The sequence below is a fragment of the Vibrio sp. 10N.261.51.C6 genome (genome assembly GCF_041471785.1).
In the GTDB taxonomy this organism is placed as follows: Bacteria; Pseudomonadota; Gammaproteobacteria; order Enterobacterales; family Vibrionaceae; genus Vibrio; species Vibrio crassostreae_C.
In genome coordinates this window covers 1-14,794 of sequence record NZ_JBFRPB010000097.1, presented here as the reverse complement: position 1 = coordinate 14,794, position 14,794 = coordinate 1, and the positions used below count along the sequence as shown (strand labels likewise).

Below are 14,794 nucleotides of genomic sequence, written 5' to 3'. Positions count from 1 at the left end.
AATCGCTTGGTGATCACAACACAGAGTCAGCAGCGAGGTTTTTCATCTTACGCCCCTGACCATCTATGTAATTGCTCTAAATCATTATTGTACGAAATTAGAGGAGCTTCCTATACTTAAAAACAGAGGGTTTCGTCAGTTCCAATATTGCATACGGATGATAAGCGATCGCTTTGTACGCATTCTACGCCCTTCGCTCTCAGCCCAAAAAAAGTACAAAGTGGATGATGATCACAGTTTATCCTTGATGCAAAATCTGTCATACGTTACACGGAGACACTGTTATGACGATTAATAAATATTTCATTTTCTCTCCTCAAGCCTCTGAGGAAACACTTCAACCAGTATTAACTGAGAAAGAAGTTCAAAGGCAGGAAGCTCTAAGACAGGCGCAGATCCAGGGTGGATTAGACACAAACGCGACCTCGTAACTCAATGAATACCTAGCACTATTAAGACCCCTATAAAAAAGCTCTACGCTCTATCCGGTAGAGCTTTTTTTATTTTTGATCTGTTCTCCTCTCCCCCACTCCCAAACAAGCTGAACATTAAACCTTCGCTCATTGCTTGTTGTTCTTCACTTCTCGATCACCAATTGGCTCATAGTTTCTCGCGAATGTATTTTCACGCATTGCACACACTAGCTTGCAGCGCTGAGAAATGACTCACTAAACTCCCCGATGCCATACCTTGTCGTGTCATTTTGTGCTAATAATTCATATTCGTTTTCATTCCTCACTCGCCCTCTTTTCAAAACTATAATGCGAGTACCAGAGAACCTAACCACAGGAACCCCGAATTCAATGGAATATTCAAAGCTAGGAAGTAGTCAAATTCCCGTTTCCCGTATCTGTCTTGGCAGCATGACTTGGGGGCTACAAAATACGCAGCAGCAAGCCGACCAACAGATCGAATACGCATTAAGCCAAGGTATTAACTTTATCGATACTGCAGAGATGTACGCGGTTCCACCTTCTCCAGATACCTACGGAAAAACAGAAGCGATCATTGGTAACTGGTTATCGCGTAACCCACAGCGTCGACAAGAGTTGATCATTGCGAGCAAAATTGCCGGGCCAGGGCTTCCTTGGGTTCGAGATGGCGGCCCGATAACGGGTGAAGCGGTGATCGCAGCCGTTGACGCATCATTAAAACGCCTACAAACAGACTATATCGACCTTTACCAACTTCATTGGCCAAATCGTACAACGCCTCACTTTGGTAAGCATTTCCCGAATCACATTCGATTCAGTGATATTGACCGAAAGCAGCATGAAGCTGAGATGTTGGAAATCCTACAAGCACTGGCAAGCTGCATTAAGGCGGGGAAAATTCGCCATGTCGGGCTTTCAGATGATTCTACTTGGGGCATTAACACATACCTCAAGCTGAGTGAAAAACACGATTTGCCACGTATGGTTTCGATTCAGAATGAATTTAGCTTGCTGCACGCAAAAGACTGGCCATATCTGATTGAGAACTGTGTGCATGAAGATGTCGCTTACCTGCCATGGTCACCTTTAGCTGCAGGCATGTTGAGTGGAAAGTACATCGATGGCGCAAGACCGGAAGGCAGCCGTTGGACTTACATGCAACGTAAAGGCATTTTTCGTGATACTGAATCTGCCAATGAAGCGGTTAAAGGCTATGTTGAAGTGGCGAATGCTCACGGGTTCACTCCAAGCCAACTGGCATTGGCTTGGTGTAATCAAGTTGATGGGGTGACGTCCACTATCATTGGTGCAACGACCATGGAGCAGCTAAAAGAGAACGTAGCCGCTTTCAGTAAACCGTTATCAGAAGAGATCCTGACTGATATCAACACAGTCTTTAAGCGCTACCCTGCTCCGTATTAGGCTGTCAGTTCAGCTTAACTTAGGTGAGTAAATCCCATAAGAGCGCGCTATTTAGTGCGCTTTTCTTTTTTAAGTGAGTTGCTTTTGCTTTTTATGTAGATCGCATTGAGTCATCACGCTTTTGGTTCGCTAACCTTTGCTCTATAATGCGCGGGCTTATATCTAGGATAAAAACATGATTTCAAAAAACCAATTAAAACTCCTTCGTGCTTTGGGTCAAAAGAAACAACGTAAAGCCCACGGCCTGTTTCTAGTTCAAGGTGAAAAGAACGTTCTTGAGCTGTTCAATAGTGACTTAGTGGTGAAGAATGTCTTTGCTACCGCTGATTTCTTATCTGAAAATCATGCTTCACTGATTGAGTTTGATTGTGTTGAAGCCTCGCTGGATGATCTAACCAAAGCGAGCACTTTGGTCAGTAACAACGCAGCGATTGCGGTTGTTGAGATCCCAACGTTTGAACTACCAGAAGCAACAGGACTGATGATTGCGCTTGATGGCGTTTCAGACCCTGGCAACCTAGGTACAATTATTCGCGTAGCAGACTGGTACGGCATCAAGCATATCGTTGCGAGCAGCGATTGCGCAGACCCATACAACCCTAAAACGATCAGCGCGACTATGGGCAGCTTTGGCCGCGTACACGTAAGCCAAACAGACTTACCAGCTTACTTAGAGCAAGCGAACCTACCGGTTTACGGTGCTTTCTTAGAAGGCGAAAGTGTTCATAAGACTGAGTTTACTGCTAACGGCATTTTATTGATGGGCAGTGAGTCTCACGGCATCCGTGAACACGCCGCTAAATACGTGACAGATAAGATTACGATTCCAGCATTCGGTGGCGCAGAGTCTTTGAACGTGGCAATGGCGACTGGCATCATTCTCGACAACATGCGTCGTCAGCACAGCTAGGTCTCATAAGCTAACGATCCAGTCGACAATGTTCAAATATTAAAAAAGGCGTATTGATTAAATCAGTACGCCTTTTTATCTAAGTTCTTTTCAACAATTACTTTTCTAGCATTGCCAACTTATCAGGCACACCATTCCACTTTTCCGCATCATCCATCGCTGGTTTTACTTCTGTTTGCACAGGCCAAATCTCAGCAAGTTCTGCGTTCACTTCAATGAAAATCTTTTGATCTTCAGGCAGTTCATCTTCTTGGAAGATCGCTTGAGCATCACATTCAGGTACACATAAACCACAATCAATACATTCGATTGGGTTGATTACCATGAAATTTGGGCCTTCATGGAACGCATCTGCGGGGCACACTGCCACACAGTCTGTGTATTTACATTGAATACAATTATCGCCTACGACAAATGCCATGATGCTCTGCTCTATAAGTTAGTCAAAATTGAAGAATGGGGATAATACTCATCCCAAAGCAAAATTCAACATCATACGGCTCTAATATCGTGTCTATTTGCTCCATGTTTCCAAATTAGTATGACAGATAAATCAATTTCTCGTAAAATGCGCGCCATTGTGAGCTTATCGTTTCTTTGAGCATCAGCGTTTTCATCAAACTCTGTACTAATAAACGATCTAGCTAAGACACCTATAAAAAACGAGACATCGAAATGATACGTTTAACCGAAATTAAACTCCCACTAGACCATGAAGAGTCTGCTATTCAAGACGCTATTGAAGCGAAACTTGGTATTAACTCTGATCAGGTACTCTCTTTTAATATCTTTAAACGTGGCTACGATGCTCGTAAGAAATCAAAGATCTTACTTATCTACACGCTTGATGTTCTCGTTGAAAACGAAGCTGAGTTGTTAGAACAATTCATCAGCGACCCGCACGTAAAAGTGACTCCTGATATGGAGTACAAGTTTGTTGCTAAAGCGGTTGAGAACCAAACTGAGCGCCCTGTGGTTATCGGTTTTGGCCCTTGTGGTCTGTTCGCTGGCCTAGTACTTGCTCAAATGGGCTTCAACCCAATCATCGTTGAACGTGGTAAAGAAGTTCGTGAACGTACAAAAGATACCTTTGGTTTCTGGCGTAAACGTACACTGAACACAGAGTCAAACGTGCAGTTTGGTGAAGGCGGTGCAGGTACCTTCTCTGACGGTAAGCTGTACAGCCAAGTTAAAGATCCAAAACACTACGGCCGTAAAGTAATCGAAGAGTTCGTTGCAGCTGGCGCACCAGAAGAAATTCTATACGTAAGCAAGCCGCACATCGGTACCTTCAAACTGGTTACCATGATCGAAAAGATGCGTGCTTCTATCATTGAACTAGGTGGCGAAATCCGCTTCAGCACTCGTGTAGACGACGTTCACATGGAAGACGGTCAAATCACTGGCCTAACGCTTTCTAACGGTGAAGAGATCAAATCTCGTCACGTGGTATTGGCTGTTGGCCACAGTGCTCGTGACACGTTTGAAATGCTGTACGATCGTGGCGTTTACATGGAAGCGAAGCCTTTCTCTGTTGGTTTCCGTATCGAACACAAGCAATCGATGATCGATGAAGCTCGTTTCGGTAAAAACGCAGGCAACCCAATTCTAGGTGCGGCGGACTACAAGCTGGTTCACCACTGTAAGAATGGCCGCACTGTATACAGCTTCTGTATGTGCCCAGGTGGTACTGTGGTTGCTGCAACGTCTGAAGAAGGCCGCGTAGTAACAAACGGCATGAGCCAATACTCTCGTGCAGAGCGTAACGCAAACAGCGCGATCGTAGTTGGTATCGACCCAGAACGCGATTACCCAGGTGACGCACTGGCTGGTATCCGTTTACAACGTGAACTAGAAAGCGGTGCTTATGTTCTTGGCGGCGAAAACTACGATGCACCTGCACAGAAAATCGGTGACTTCCTGAAAGGTCGCGATCCAAGTGCAATCGGTGAAGTACAACCGTCTTTCACACCGGGTATCCATCTAACAGACATTTCAAAAGCGCTGCCTGATTTTGCTATCGAAGCGATTCGTGAAGCAATCCCAGCGTTCGAGAAAAAAATCAAAGGTTTCTCTACACCAGACGGCCTACTAACAGGTGTTGAGACTCGTACGTCTTCTCCTGTATGTATCAAGCGTGGTAAAGACTACCAAAGCATCAACCTTAAGGGCTTCTTCCCTGCAGGTGAAGGCGCAGGCTACGCAGGCGGCATCCTGTCTGCTGGTATCGATGGTATTAAGGTTGCGGAAGCACTTGCACTGTCAATGGTAGAGCAGAACCAAGCTGAGAAGATTGAGATCGCTTAAACGCTTTCGATAAACCCAAGCTAAATAGCGAACACCCAAAACTGAAAATCCAGTGTCTTGTCGACACTGGATTTTTTTATGTGCATGTTACTAGCGGTACACAAGCAACATGGTAGAATGCAGCCATTAATCTTATCCTCATATAAGATTGTTGAACCTTTCCATCGCTATTTAGCCAAATCATACCGAGAAACTTATGCCATTTTCCAAGCTTGGATTAAGCTCACCTATTGTTAAAGCCGTTGCAAAACAAGGCTATGAAAAGCCAACCTCTATTCAAGAAAAAGCAATTCCGATTGTTCTTTCTGGTAAGAACCTTATTGCTGCAGCACAAACAGGTACAGGTAAAACTGCGAGCTTTGTTCTCCCTATCTTAGAAATGCTAAGCAAAGGTGAAACGCAGCGTAAAAAACGTATCCGCGCAGTTATCCTGACACCAACGCGTGAGCTGGCAGTTCAGGTTGAACAGAACATCACTAAGTACGCGAAGTTCCTAAACCTAACATCACTAGCGATGTACGGTGGTGTGTCTTACCAACACCAGAAAGATCGTCTTATTGAAGGCGTGGATATTCTTGTGGCAACACCAGGTCGTTTGATCGACATGTACGGACAACGTGCCGTTCACTTTGATGAAGTGGAAGTTCTGGTTCTAGATGAAGCTGACCGCATGCTAGACATGGGTTTCATTGAAGACATCAACAAGATCATCGCGCGTCTACCACAAGACATCCAAAATCTACTGTTCTCAGCAACGCTTTCAACGCCAGTGCGCGCGCTAGCGAAAAGTGCTATCAGCGAAGCGGAAGAGATTTCGATTGCCAAGACAGATGCGTCTAAAGCGAACATTGAGCAATGGTTAGTTACCGTAGATAAAGACCGTAAGTCAGCACTATTGAGCCACATGATTACCGAAGGTAACTGGGACCAAGCGCTTATCTTTATCGAAACCAAGCACGGCGCGGCTAAGTTGGTTGCTCAACTTGAGAAACGTGGTATTCAAGCGGAAGCTTTCCACAGTGGACGTAGCCAAGCGATTCGTGAAAAAATCTTGGCTGACTTTAAGAAAGGTCGCCTAAAATACTTAGTCGCGACGGGTGTTGCTGCTCGTGGTATCGATATCGACAACCTAAGCCGCGTAGTGAACTACGACATGCCATTCCCAGCAGATGATTATGTTCACCGTATTGGTCGTACAGGCCGTGCTGATGCATCTGGCGAAGCGATCTCTTTCCTATCAAAAGATAACTTCAAAAACCTGTGCATTATTGAAAAGCGTCTGGGTCACTTGATTGAACGTCGCGTTGTTGAAGGTTTCGAACCACGCAAAGAAGTGCCAATCTCAGTATTGAACTTCGTTCCTAAGAAGAAAAGAGAACAGCAACAAGACTAAGTAATTTCAGCGACAGAAAATGCAAAGTTGCATTAACCAAAAGAAAAGTCGCGTTAGCCAAAATGAAAATAAAACGAAGCCCTATGTGGCTTCGTTTTGTTCTTTGAAATACATATAACGTTGAGGCAATAAGATGATCACTCCTATCGCAACGAGATTAACCCGCGGCCAAGACCTAAAGCTAGAGATCCAGAGGCTAGTGACAGCGCACAATATCTCCGCGGGCTCTATTGCGTCTTGTGTCGGATGTGTTTCTCAACTCAATATTCGCTTAGCTAATGCCAACAACACCAAGCTAGTTCAAGCTCCGTTCGAAATTGTGTCGGTGATGGCAACGCTAACCCCAAACCACCAGCATATTCATATCTCCGTTGCTGATGAGAATGGCAATGTAATTGGTGGGCATTTGCTTGAAGGGACGATTATCGCGACCACGGCTGAATTGATTGTTCACCGCTACGATACCTTGACCTTCAACAGAGAGCATGACGATTCGACGGGTTACACTGAACTTACTATCAGCAATAGCAAATAACTGATTTACCCATAGCAACACCAAACGCCCCATACAAAGCGATACTACCAAACAGCAATTAGGAAACACGATGGCTCCAAACTCCGCAGATTCCGTTATCGTTCTCGATTTCGAGACCACAGGCTTATCACCAAATATGGGCGACCGAGCGATTGAGATCGGTGCGGTTAAACTCGTTAACGGCGAAGTCGTCGACACCTTCCAGCAGCTCATGAACCCGGGATTTCGTGTGAGTGGATTCATTGAAGGTTATACCGGAATCAGTAACCGTATGTTAAGCACAGCGGCCAGTTGTAGTGAAGTGATGGATGAGTTTGCAGACTTCATTCAAGACAGCCAACTTGTCGCTCACAATGCCTCATTTGATAAGCGCTTTCTTGATGCGGAATTAGATAATATTGGTCGCGATTACAATGGACAGTTCGCTTGCTCAATGTTGATAGCTCGTCGTCTAATCCAAGACGCACCAACTCATAAGCTAGGCGACCTTGTGCGTTTCAAAAATATCGACAACGACGGTACTTTCCACAGAGCGTTAGCCGATTCAGAAATGACAGCAAGGTTGTGGTTATTGATGATTGATGAATTGCAAAGTGATCACGGCATTCAACAGCCAAGCTTTCAACTGATGCAGAAAATATCTAGGACAGCCAAAGGTTCGATTCCAAAACTACTGATGAGCAACAGGGGTTAGGTTCCGAAATTCACCTTAAAGTGGGATGAAAGGCTAGCTCGACAATAACCGCTAGCCTTTAAAAGGGACGCTCTACTCTTGCAATGACTTCAACGTTCCTTTGAGGCTTTCTAATTCATTCATAAAATACGCCCACTGCTTGTTACTGCTGGTCGCGGCGATATCTACTAAAAACTTGGCTGATGTTTCCATATTTTGGTTGAGTTGTGACTCAAGTTCATCAGGATAATAAGCTTCATTGTTTAAAAGCAACTTCATGATAATCGGCTGAGCAATATGCAGATCGCTCTTCTTTGCCATCAGCGTCGTTAGCTCTTGATAGGTGTTGTTTTGATATTGTCGCCAACTGCTATTGGTATTTACCCACTCTTTAGACCAAGCCAAAATAATCTGTTTTTGTTCTTTCGATACTGAACCTAACCACCGTTCTGCGCGCTCTTCTATTCTGCTTCGGTATCGCTCTCTCGAATCGGCATCGTTCAACGACAACCTTTCTTCATAATAGTCTTGCTGCTTTTCACGAAAGTTCTTTAAAAACTCCCTGTCTTGCTTAGGGCTAAGCTGCATACTCAAGGCGTAAATATCTGGAGCGAACTTATTGACGATTGTGCGAATATGCTCTTTCGTTTGTTCACTTTGGCCCACAATAAAAGCGGGATTCATATCCGACCGATCTACGTTTTGAATCGCTTCTAATTGCGAGATGTACAGAGGTAGCTGAGTTTCTTTATGCCATTTTTGTAATATATCTAATCGCTCTTCAAGCTCTGATTCTTGGCTATTTGAGAGGGAAACAAAATCTTCTATATAGCTAACGACAAACCAACCTATATTGTTATAGGCGAACTTGGTCCCGCACCCAGTAAATAGAAAACAGATCACTAAAACTAACCACCGGCACTTTCTCATTCTACCCTCTCACGACATTCAACAAAGCCACAAACCGATTAACTCATCCCTTTAAGGTTAGCCCAGTTTTTATAACGCTAATTCTAGCTCTTATAAAAGTAGTCTTAATAAACAGTGGTCGTAAAAACTTTGAGATAAATTGAGACCCAAACTTGCTAATCTAGCTATTTAGGCAAATGATTAAACTAAAAATAATTAATGGCAGTGATGTAACTTGATTTTATTACTCATTTGACGTGATACGAGCCCTATAAATGAGTTGGGTTGACGTATTTAAAATGATTGATATTTGGGAGGGAAGCTATGGCCGCTATTCCTGATCATCCAAGCGATTTAGAATATGAGCTTTGTTATTTTGATGATGGTTCAATAACCACAATCACGATATTGGTTGACAATCGACAGGAAGCGATGACTTGGTATCTTAGCGAAGGAAAACATATCAACGATCTTTATTCGATAAGACCCGATGAATAATGCTTTGGTATAGAGCACTAGGTCGATAAACCTAAGATAAGAAACTTAAGTGGCATTTTGTGGAACACCCTTTACTGCAATGCCATTAATTAGCAATGTCGTTAATTAGACATATCGCAGCAAAGGGATTCAGTCTCGAATTACTTCAGGATTCGGGCGCGGAATTGACGACCCTTCATTTTACCTGATTCGATTTTGTTCAGTGCTTTTTTAGCCACAGATCTTTCTACCGCTACGTAAGCACGCATTGCAAACAGATTGATCTTACCTACTGATTTACCATCAATGCCGCCTTGGCCCGTCAGTGCGCCAAGAATATCACCAGCACGAAGCTTAGCTTTCTTACCGCCATCAATTTGGATGGTAACCATGTTTGAGTAGTACGGCTTAGCAATTGGTTTTGCTGGCAGTTCAGATGGCTCGATTGGCATGTCCATGTACTCATCAATTTGAGCAACACGGTACATCTCTTTTTCGCTAAAGAAGCTGATCGCTACGCCTTTGCTTCCTGCACGGCCAGTACGACCAATACGGTGTACGTGAACTTCAGGGTCGCGAGACAATTCAAAGTTGAACACAGCATCTAGGTTATCAACATCAAGACCGCGAGCCGCAACGTCTGTCGCCACTAGAATCGAGATGGTTTTGTTTGAGAACTGAACCAAAGCTTGGTCACGTTCACGCTGTTCCATGTCACCATGAAGTTCGATAACACTGAAACCGCGGTGGCTTAGCTCATCGTTTACGTTCTGCACTTCTTTCTTAGTGTTACAGAACACAACCGCAGACTCCGGTTGGTGATGAAGTAACAGCAACTCTAGAGCGTCATCACGAGCTTCAGAACCTTCTAACTTGTAGAAGTGTTGTTGGATGCTTGAGTGATCGTGTGTTGATTCAACCTTCACCATTTCTGGATTGCGCATAATGCGGTCTGCAACAGATTTGATCTGTTTAGGGAAAGTCGCACTGAATAGCAGAGTTTGGCGTTCTTTTGGCGCCGCTTCAATCACAGCATCCAAAGCGTCTTGGAAACCCATCTCTAGCATGCGATCCGCTTCATCTAACACAAGTGTGTTCAGCTCAGACAGGTCAATGCGGCCTTTCTCTAGGTGATCAAGAATACGACCAGGTGTGCCCACAAGAATGTGTGCGCCATGCTCTAGTGAACCAATCTGTGGGCCCATTGGCATACCGCCACATAGTGTCAGCACTTTAATGTTGTGAATACCACGAGCAAGAGTACGAATCTCTTTTGCTACTTGGTCTGCAAGCTCACGAGTCGGACATAACACTAAAGACTGAACACGGAAACGCTTAACGCGTAGGTTCTGCAGCACGCCTAAACCGAAAGCAGCTGTTTTACCTGAACCCGTTTTACCCTGACCGATAACGTCCTTGCCATTTAGGATAGTAGGAAGACTTAACGCTTGGATAGGCGTCATTTCAGTATAACCAAGAGAATCTAACGTGTTTAGAAGCTCTGGTTTAAGGGCGATTGAAGAGAATTTTGAAGTGCTCAATGGAAATATCCAACTGGTGAAAAACAGAGTGCATTATGAGTGTTTTTGAAAATTATTCCACCTTAATCACAGTTTTGGAGAAACATGTTAGGCGAACACAAAAAAGCCAGCTTTGTTAGCTGGCTTTAACTTCTATACGAATTGCTTTCTATGGCACACCGTGACCTTTAGATGCCACCCATACGCGATACCACTGTTCGCGCGTCAGCTCGATTTTCAGTGCATCAACGGCCGTCTTCACACGCTCAATCTTACCAGAACCAATAATTGCAATTGGACTAGATGGTAAACGACGAACCCAAGCGTAAATCACTTGATCAATGCTGTCTGCACCGACTTCTTGACGAATCGCCTCTAGCTCATCACGAACGCGAACCGCTTGCGCTGAATCACCACTGAAGATGCTACCACCACCGAGACAAGACCACGCCATCGGGCGAATGCGGTTCATCTGCAGTTGATCTAGCGTGCCATCATGAGCCACTTCGAAGTTCAATGGGTTGATTTCAACTTGGTTGGTCACTAACGGCTTACCGAGTCGAGATTGAAGCAGTTCGAACTGACGCGGTGAAAAGTTAGAAACACCGAAGTGCTTAACTTTACCTACTTTGTGTAGCTCTGCGAACGCTTCTGCTACTTCATCGGCATCCATTAACACGTCAGGGCGGTGAATCAACAATACATCGATATCGTTAACACCTAAGTGCTCTAATGAGTTATTTACTGATTGGTAAATATGCTGCGCGCTGGTGTCATAGTGATTGATCTTACGATCTGGAGTGTGGTCACCACATAGGTTGATATCGCACTTGGTGACGATTTGAATATCATCACGAAGGCTTGGTTCAAGCGCTAAAGCCTCACCAAACAACTTTTCACATTGGTAGTTACCGTAAATATCCGCGTGATCAACAGTTGTGATGCCAAGATCAATATGTTGCTTCAGGAAAGTCAGGCGTTGTTGCGGGGTCATGCCCCACTCTGCTGTACGCCAGTATCCTTGCACCAGCTCAGAAAGTTCTGGGCCTTGTGGCGCTATCGTTACTCTTGCAACCATGGGTTGTCTCCTTTATCAATACTGAACGTATCCTAATCTCGTTTTACCGAAGGCTCAACGTATAACAAATGGCAAAGCTAAACGCTTATTAAAAATGTGAGAGCCGCAGAAAAACGAACACTTAAATGAATTATAACTTGCTGTCTGCCCGCGAGCCGTTCTCCTGAAAGGCTTGTTTAGCCTAATAAATAACGAAACTATCTATAAATTTGAGCAATTAAAAACGATTAAGTTCAACCGTTAAGTTGTCACCATCACTCTGTAACTGAATCCAAGGAGAAGTAGAGCTAGAAGAAGATAAGCTAGGCACATTCCACACACTCAGTTGCTCTGCTGAACCGTGAGGCGCGTTGATGAATTCGACCAGCTGTTTATCCACCTTATCGAAACCAACACCTTCATTTCGAGCTTGTTCGAGTTGAGCTGTAACATCGAATTCATCTTCACCAATACGAATTGAACTGAGAGCAAAGCCATCTTGGCGAAGGTATGCCTGAAGCTTTGTGTAACTTAGGTCCGAATATGGCAGGTTTAAGCGAACCGTTTCGACACTTGAGTCCCCCAACTCCAGTTCAACATACACATCCAGGTCGTAATATTGGGTTAAGTCACTGCACAACAAAGTACCTTCGATCTCACCACAATCCATCAACTCGATATCATTAATATAGTTTTGAGAATTCGGCAGACTTGGGCTGCTGTTAAATACTGTTCTTAGCCACCAGCTTTCGGTTGCTTGCGCTGAAAATGAAATAGCATTGAGGGACAGCATTAGAGGCAAGATTAGAACTTGAAAGATTTTCATCGACTGGGCTTATTTAGCGCTATATGAAGTGTCCATTATACGTGACCAAACGACAAACAACTGCTCGAGTCGCAAATTTTAGGCGAAAAAAAACGGGCATACATGCCCGCTAGATAATTTCATCACCGAATAACGTAATCCGTCACGTTGAGAACCATTACGAAAGAGAGAATATCACTGTCCCACAACAGTTACAACATGACATACCCATTACTTGTAGCCACCTTCAATAGCAGGCTCTTCAAGCGACAATCTGACTTTGTTACGTTGAATAGCTTCTGGCGGCAAGCTGATGAAGCCGTATTGGTTCAAAACGACTTGATGAAAAGGTAACTTCTATGCCGTTATACTTAACATCACAAAATACATTCAATGAATGTGTCATAATGTTGAAATTACTGGTTAAATTTCAAGGAATGTCATGACTGCAACGAACTATCTCAACCAATTGAATCAAAAGTATCTTGCGACTCATAAAGCGAAAGAAGACTTCTTTTGGGATACATATATGGGTATCAGTGACGACCACGATGGTTCGACACTCGCACAGACTCAGTGGACGGAATTTCTAAGCTCTGCCGAACAGATTACTGCTATCGAAACGCAACTCGCTGCTATTGATGAAATTCAAGATCCTCTCGAAAAAGAGAGTACGCTGACAGGCTTGAATGGTTGGTTGGCGACCTTTAGATCTCACGCTATTGAGTCTGAGCAGTCACAGAAGCTTAAATCCGATCTCATAAAGTTTGAGGCTGAACTGTTTGAGAAAAAACAGAATCATGTAATGACTTACGTAAATGAAACAGGTGATGAAACAGAAGGATCGCTGCCCGTTTTAGGTTCAGCCGTTAGAAGTAATGGTAATGAACAAGTTAGGCTTTCTGCACATCAAGCATTATTAGATTTAGAGCAATGGCTGCTGGTTAACGGCTTTATTGAGCTGATCAAAAAACGTAACCAATTTGCTCAATCACTGGGGTTTAAAACCTTCTTTGATTACTCGGTGGTAAAAACCGAACAGATGACGACAGAACAACTGTTTACGATTCTGGATGACTTCGAAGCACGCACGCGTGATAGCCATCAGCAAAGCCTAGCCAATTTGGCAGAGCAGAAAGGCGAGAATGCACTTCAAGCCCATAACTTTACCTACTCTTTTGCAGGTGACGTTATGAATGATCTTGACCCGTATGTTCCGTTCTCAAAATCATTAAGACGCTGGATAGAGTCTTTTGGTCGCCTCAACATTGAATACTCTCAAGCGACATTGAAACTCGATTTACTTGATCGCAAAGGAAAATACCCTAATGGCTTCTGCCATGGCCCTATCCCTTCTTTCTATGACCAAGATGCTTGGGTTGCGGCCCAAGTTAATTTCACTAGCAACGCTAAGCCCGATCAAATAGGCAGTGGCTATGATGGGATTAACACACTATTTCACGAAGGTGGTCACGCGGCGCATTTTGCTAATGTAAAAATGAACGCCCCTTGTTTCTCTCAAGAGTTTGCGCCGACTTCGATGGCTTATGCTGAAACACAATCCATGTTCTGCGACAGCTTGTTAAATGACGCTGACTGGCTAAAACAGTACGCTCTAAATGCGGACGGGCAACCTGTGCCAGATGATCTAATTAAAGCCATCATCGACAATAAACAGCCCTTCCGAGCTTACCAAGAACGCAGCATTCTTGTGGTTCCATATTTCGAGCGAGCCCTGTACGAATTAGCTGATGAAGACCTCACGCCTGAAAAAATCACGGCACTTGCTCGTAGCAGTGAAAAGGCAATTCTTGGATTGTCTTGCAGCCCTCGTCCACTAATGGCGATCCCTCACTTATTGTCTGATGAAGCATCTTGCTCATACCAAGGTTATCTATTGGCTCATATGGCGGTGTATCAAACACGAGCTTATTTCACCGACAAGTTTGGTTACTTAACAGATAACCCAGAGATCGGGCCTTTGTTGGCGAAACACTATTGGCATAAAGGCAATAGCGTGAACCATAACGGTACAATCGAAAGCCTGACTGGGGAAGGTTTTAATGCCAAATATCTCGCTGACGAGTGTAACTTATCGCCAGAGGAGGCTTGGGCGATTGAGGAGCAAAAAATCAAACAGCTGTCGACAAGAGCACGTGCACCAGTCGCGGATTTGAATGCGAAGGTATCGATCGTTGATGGAGCAACTGAATTAGCGAATAATGCAAAGTCGAATGACCAAATGTGTGATGATTTTGAGCACTTTATTATTGAGCAATACGGTCGATAGATTGAGTTTTAATGCTAATGAAAAAGGCAAAAATGAGTAGTGATGTGATTACCGAGGGAGGT

The 14,794-nt window shown here is 44.1% G+C and carries 14 protein-coding genes and 1 pseudogene; 9 read left to right on the top strand and 6 right to left on the bottom strand.

The features are described 5' to 3' along the window. Positions 1–284: 284 nt before the first annotated feature. The 3 genes from AB4375_RS20965 (at position 285) to AB4375_RS20955 (ending at position 2,766) form a co-directional block, all read left to right on the top strand. Positions 285–431: a hypothetical protein gene (locus AB4375_RS20965; protein WP_017068404.1), complete on the top strand. Its 147-nt coding sequence runs from the start codon at positions 285–287 to the stop codon at positions 429–431. Positions 432–803: 372 nt separating this feature from the next. After that, positions 804–1,856: an aldo/keto reductase gene (locus AB4375_RS20960; RefSeq protein ID WP_032545660.1), complete on the top strand. Its 1,053-nt coding sequence runs from the start codon at positions 804–806 to the stop codon at positions 1,854–1,856. A 175-nt stretch (positions 1,857–2,031) separates the two neighbouring features. Next, complete coding sequence (locus tag AB4375_RS20955) at positions 2,032–2,766, top strand: RNA methyltransferase (RefSeq protein ID WP_017067486.1); 735 nt, start codon at positions 2,032–2,034, stop codon at positions 2,764–2,766. 97 nt (positions 2,767–2,863) lie between these two features. On the opposite strand, the gene fdxA is transcribed toward AB4375_RS20955, so the two are convergent. After that, on the bottom strand, positions 2,864–3,187 hold the full coding sequence (gene fdxA, locus AB4375_RS20950) for a ferredoxin FdxA (RefSeq protein ID WP_004737806.1): 324 nt from the start codon (positions 3,185–3,187) through the stop codon (positions 2,864–2,866). 254 nt (positions 3,188–3,441) lie between these two features. On the opposite strand from fdxA, the gene AB4375_RS20945 reads away from it, so the two are divergent. The 4 genes from AB4375_RS20945 to AB4375_RS20930 all read left to right on the top strand — a co-directional run bounded on the left by AB4375_RS20945 (position 3,442) and on the right by AB4375_RS20930 (position 7,695). Continuing rightward, positions 3,442–5,073 (top strand): NAD(P)/FAD-dependent oxidoreductase, encoded by a 1,632-nt coding sequence (locus AB4375_RS20945; protein ID WP_017068402.1) that lies wholly within the window; start codon positions 3,442–3,444, stop codon positions 5,071–5,073. A 196-nt stretch (positions 5,074–5,269) separates the two neighbouring features. After that, positions 5,270–6,466 carry a DEAD/DEAH box helicase gene (locus AB4375_RS20940; protein WP_017064352.1) on the top strand — a complete coding sequence of 399 codons (1,197 nt, stop codon included), beginning with the start codon at positions 5,270–5,272 and terminating at the stop codon, positions 6,464–6,466. Positions 6,467–6,599: 133 nt separating this feature from the next. Beyond that, on the top strand, positions 6,600–7,001 hold the full coding sequence (locus AB4375_RS20935) for a PPC domain-containing DNA-binding protein (RefSeq protein ID WP_017059481.1): 402 nt from the start codon (positions 6,600–6,602) through the stop codon (positions 6,999–7,001). A gap of 70 nt (positions 7,002–7,071) precedes the next feature. Further along, a complete protein-coding gene (locus tag AB4375_RS20930; RefSeq protein ID WP_017068401.1) occupies positions 7,072–7,695 on the top strand; it encodes a PolC-type DNA polymerase III in 624 nt (207 codons plus the stop codon). Positions 7,696–7,767: 72 nt separating this feature from the next. On the opposite strand, the gene AB4375_RS20925 is transcribed toward AB4375_RS20930, so the two are convergent. Next, positions 7,768–8,604, bottom strand: coding sequence for a DUF6279 family lipoprotein (locus AB4375_RS20925; protein WP_017059479.1), 837 nt, complete (start codon positions 8,602–8,604; stop codon positions 7,768–7,770). A gap of 303 nt (positions 8,605–8,907) precedes the next feature. Between AB4375_RS20925 and AB4375_RS20920 the strand changes: the two genes are divergently transcribed. Continuing rightward, positions 8,908–9,081 carry a hypothetical protein gene (locus AB4375_RS20920; RefSeq protein WP_017059478.1) on the top strand — a complete coding sequence of 58 codons (174 nt, stop codon included), beginning with the start codon at positions 8,908–8,910 and terminating at the stop codon, positions 9,079–9,081. A 140-nt stretch (positions 9,082–9,221) separates the two neighbouring features. Here AB4375_RS20920 and dbpA read toward each other — a convergent pair whose 3' ends face one another. The 4 genes and pseudogenes from dbpA to AB4375_RS20900 form a co-directional block, all read right to left on the bottom strand. Then, positions 9,222–10,601, bottom strand: a complete 1,380-nt coding sequence (gene dbpA / locus AB4375_RS20915; protein ID WP_017064348.1) for an ATP-dependent RNA helicase DbpA — start codon at positions 10,599–10,601, stop codon at positions 9,222–9,224. 148 nt (positions 10,602–10,749) lie between these two features. After that, complete coding sequence (locus AB4375_RS20910; protein ID WP_017064347.1) at positions 10,750–11,658, bottom strand: aldo/keto reductase family oxidoreductase; 909 nt, start codon at positions 11,656–11,658, stop codon at positions 10,750–10,752. 217 nt (positions 11,659–11,875) lie between these two features. Then, positions 11,876–12,463: a hypothetical protein gene (locus AB4375_RS20905; RefSeq protein WP_017071598.1), complete on the bottom strand. Its 588-nt coding sequence runs from the start codon at positions 12,461–12,463 to the stop codon at positions 11,876–11,878. A gap of 210 nt (positions 12,464–12,673) precedes the next feature. Next, positions 12,674–12,787 (bottom strand): annotated as a pseudogene (locus AB4375_RS20900) (phosphate ABC transporter substrate-binding protein); the annotation flags it as partial. A 97-nt stretch (positions 12,788–12,884) separates the two neighbouring features. Between AB4375_RS20900 and AB4375_RS20895 the strand changes: the two are divergent. Then, entirely contained in the window at positions 12,885–14,732 is a 1,848-nt protein-coding gene (locus AB4375_RS20895) for a M3 family metallopeptidase (protein ID WP_372052454.1), read from the top strand. Positions 14,733–14,794 lie beyond the last annotated feature (62 nt).

Bases quoted from the DNA above. Each gene is read 5' to 3' on its own strand.
- AB4375_RS20965 (WP_017068404.1), top strand. From the start codon at position 285: ATGACGATTAATAAATATTTCATTTTCTCTCCTCAAGCCTCTGAGGAA.
- AB4375_RS20960 (WP_032545660.1), top strand. From the start codon at position 804: ATGGAATATTCAAAGCTAGGAAGTAGTCAAATTCCCGTTTCCCGTATC.
- AB4375_RS20955 (WP_017067486.1), top strand. From the start codon at position 2,032: ATGATTTCAAAAAACCAATTAAAACTCCTTCGTGCTTTGGGTCAAAAG.
- fdxA (WP_004737806.1), bottom strand. From the start codon at position 3,187: ATGGCATTTGTCGTAGGCGATAATTGTATTCAATGTAAATACACAGAC.
- AB4375_RS20945 (WP_017068402.1), top strand. From the start codon at position 3,442: ATGATACGTTTAACCGAAATTAAACTCCCACTAGACCATGAAGAGTCT.
- AB4375_RS20940 (WP_017064352.1), top strand. From the start codon at position 5,270: ATGCCATTTTCCAAGCTTGGATTAAGCTCACCTATTGTTAAAGCCGTT.
- AB4375_RS20935 (WP_017059481.1), top strand. From the start codon at position 6,600: ATGATCACTCCTATCGCAACGAGATTAACCCGCGGCCAAGACCTAAAG.
- AB4375_RS20930 (WP_017068401.1), top strand. From the start codon at position 7,072: ATGGCTCCAAACTCCGCAGATTCCGTTATCGTTCTCGATTTCGAGACC.
- AB4375_RS20925 (WP_017059479.1), bottom strand. From the start codon at position 8,604: ATGAGAAAGTGCCGGTGGTTAGTTTTAGTGATCTGTTTTCTATTTACT.
- AB4375_RS20920 (WP_017059478.1), top strand. From the start codon at position 8,908: ATGGCCGCTATTCCTGATCATCCAAGCGATTTAGAATATGAGCTTTGT.
- AB4375_RS20910 (WP_017064347.1), bottom strand. From the start codon at position 11,658: ATGGTTGCAAGAGTAACGATAGCGCCACAAGGCCCAGAACTTTCTGAG.
- AB4375_RS20905 (WP_017071598.1), bottom strand. From the start codon at position 12,463: ATGAAAATCTTTCAAGTTCTAATCTTGCCTCTAATGCTGTCCCTCAAT.
- AB4375_RS20895 (WP_372052454.1), top strand. From the start codon at position 12,885: ATGACTGCAACGAACTATCTCAACCAATTGAATCAAAAGTATCTTGCG.